The organism is Frankia sp. CoBUL1 (assembly GCF_978021245.1).
This window is the reverse complement of sequence record NZ_CDXDOS010000351.1, coordinates 1-2,816: the sequence shown is the minus strand read 5'-3', so window position 1 is coordinate 2,816 and position 2,816 is coordinate 1. Positions and strand designations below refer to the sequence as shown.

3 protein-coding genes are annotated in these 2,816 nt (G+C 66.8%); 2 read left to right on the top strand and 1 reads right to left on the bottom strand.

What is annotated here, in order from left to right:
- The coding region (locus AC08OX_RS16765) for a 2,4'-dihydroxyacetophenone dioxygenase family protein (protein ID WP_476608678.1) at window positions 1–351 on the bottom strand (351 nt) is incomplete at its 3' end.
- Between the two features lie 239 nt (window positions 352–590).
- Between AC08OX_RS16765 and AC08OX_RS16760 the strand changes: the two genes are divergently transcribed.
- Entirely contained in the window at window positions 591–1,736 is a 1,146-nt protein-coding gene (locus AC08OX_RS16760) for a PucR family transcriptional regulator (RefSeq protein WP_476608677.1), read from the top strand.
- Window positions 1,737–1,894: 158 nt separating this feature from the next.
- On the top strand, window positions 1,895–2,800 hold the full coding sequence (locus tag AC08OX_RS16755) for an MFS transporter (protein WP_476608676.1): 906 nt from the start codon (window positions 1,895–1,897) through the stop codon (window positions 2,798–2,800).
- The last annotated feature ends 16 nt before the right edge of the window (window positions 2,801–2,816 follow it).

The window sequence follows — 2,816 nt, the reverse complement described above, 5'->3', positions numbered from 1 at the left end:
CCCATCTGAGATGAACACCTCGATGCCCTCGTCAGGCTCCACAATGAACGTGTGCCTGCTGTTGGCGACCTCGTACACGAAGTCACCCGGCCCCGACACCCAGGCGTGCTCCGCGTACCGCCATTTCCCTCGAACGGTGTAGATAAACACGCGGCCATAATGGTCGTGCACACCCAGCGAAGCTCCCCCCGGCGCCCGCAGAAGCATTTGCGTCTCGCTCTTGACCAGATCCACATGAAGGATCTTTAATTCCACCTCGTTCGTGTAAGGCGTGAACGGAACCCACGGAAGATCATCGACTCCCGTGTACGTTGGAGCGAAATGTTGGAGGGGATTGACCAGTGTCGTCATCTGCATCTCCTCGGGTGGTTGTCGTCGATCCCTGCCTTCGGAATCGTCTGGATCCGGCGGGGAACAGCCGGCTAGGCGAGCGGTAGGGTTTGATTCTGGACCCACCAAAAGATCCGAGATAGAACAGCGGTGACAGATCCCTGAACATACGCGACAAGCGCGGGTGCCACGCGCGCCGTCGGGGCGCGGACCGGGGTGCCGATGACACCGCTGGGCAGGATAATCCCCTGATGATGCGGATGTCCGACGACCGTGTGCGAGAACTCACCGCTGCGCTGGAACACGACGAGGGACTGGTGGATCCCACGATCAAGCGTGTCCGGCGCGAGATCCCGGCCTATGAGGTGGTCCCGACCGAGGCGCTGGTGACGAGCATCCACCGCAACGTCGTGCTGGCGTGCCGCACCCTGCGGGCGGGCGTCGTGCCGCCGAGCTCGGAGATCTGGCAGGCCGAGCGCACAACGCTGGAACGGCTCCGGCAGGGCGTGCCGATCGAGGACATCATGGGCGGCTTCCGCATCTGCATAGCGAGCATCCAGGACCGGCTGGTGGATCGCGCCCAGGAGTTCGGGGTCGACCACCCCGAGTCGCTCACCCTCACCTCGCTGCTGTGGAAGCTGAGTGACGTGTTCTCCGCTCGTGCGGCGAGCGCCTACCGCGCGTACGGCCTGTCGCATGCGGTGGCGGACCGAAGGCGCAGGGACGAATGGCTCGCCGGGCTGCTCGCCGGCACCCTGTCGCCGGCGCAGATTGAGCAGGGGCGCATCCGCTACCACGTGCGGCGCGACACACGCCTGCGGGCGGTGTGCACTGCCACCTTGTCGGAAGCGGAGCTGGACCAGGCCCTCAACCTGATCAACCAGGGGTGCCGGCGCAGCAACATGGTCCTGCTCCTGGTGCCCTCCCAAGGCCGGCTCGTGGGGATCGTGTCGGGGCCGCCACCCGCGGTCCCGGGGCTGCTGGTCGCAGCCGGGCCCGAGGGGCCGCTGGGCCGGGTCGCGGCGTCCTTCTCGGTGGCCAACGACGTATTGGCCGCGGCCCGACTGCGCCACGACGAGGGCGTGCACACCCTCGAGAGCCTCGGCTGGCGGGTGGCCGTGCCGCGTGCGGCGGACGTGACCGCACTGATGCGGGCCCGCTACCTCCAGCCGCTCCGGGACAGCAGTGCGTTCGGGGAGGAAGTCGTCGAGTCGCTCCGCTGCTACCTGGCCAACGGCCGTAACATCCCGCGGACCGCCGAGGCGCTGCACGTACACGTCAACACGCTGCGCTACCGGCTAGCCCGGTTCGAGGAGCTGACCGGGTGGTCCCTGGACGACACCGACACCCTGGTGGAACTGTCCTGGGCCTTCCACGCGGAGACGGCAGCCCCGCCGGTTTCGTAGCCGCGTACGAAGCGAAGGGCGCCGCGTTGGCATCCCACCCGTAGCCTTCGATGTGTCGCACACCACATCCTGTTGGAAATTCGTACCCGTTACCGGGCCCATCAGAGCTCGACGTTCCGAGCTGGTGGTCTCGGCCCCGCCCAACAGGGGAGCAACCCATGACCGCTTCGATGACAGCAACAACCGGCCTGCGGGAGCGGACCAACCACTATCGGCAGCTCCTGGCCGCCTCCGTCGGCAACGCCGTCGAATGGTTCGACTGGTACATCTACTCGATGCTTGCGGTGTACTTCTCCACGCAGTTCTTCCCGGCCAGCCCGGGAGGCAGCCTGGTGCCGCTGATGTCGACCTTAGCAATCTTCGCCGTCGGATTCTTCGCCCGCCCGGTCGGAGCGCTGATCCTCGGGATTCTCGCCGACCGGATCGGCCGCCGCAGGACGCTCAGCACCACGATTATGGGCATGGGCCTGGGCAGTCTCATCATCGGGCTTGCCCCCACCTACAAGCAGGTCGGGGTCGCCGCCCCGGCACTACTCCTGCTGGCCCGGCTGATCCAGGGTGCCTCCGCGGGGGGCGAGTATGCCGCGGGAAGCGCGTTTCTCATCGAGTCCGCGCCGGCTGGCCGTCGGGGCCTGTACTCGAGCTTCTTCTACATCAGTGCGACCTCGGCCAACCTGGCGGCGATCGGGATCAGCGCCTTACTCGCCAGCACGCTGGACTCGCAGAACATGACCAGCTGGGGCTGGAGGATCCCCTTCCTGCTCGGCTCGGTCGCGGCCATGGTCGGCATGTGGATCCGGACGCACGCCAAGGAGACCCTCACCCAGACGGCGGACGAGCCGGCCGGTGCCCGTCGTGCCGACATGTTCGAGTTCCTCCGCCGGCACCCCAGGGAATCCCTCCAGGTGTTCGGGCTGACCGCGGCCCCGGCCCTGGTGTTCTATGTATGGACCGCCTACCTGCCGACGTACGCGAACATCACGGTGGGCTCCAACCTCAAGCACGGCCTGCTCTCCGGTCAGGGCTGCGCGAAGGTCGCGTGGTGTGACGGCCCGTTGCGTTAAGTGGCCATGAATTGGA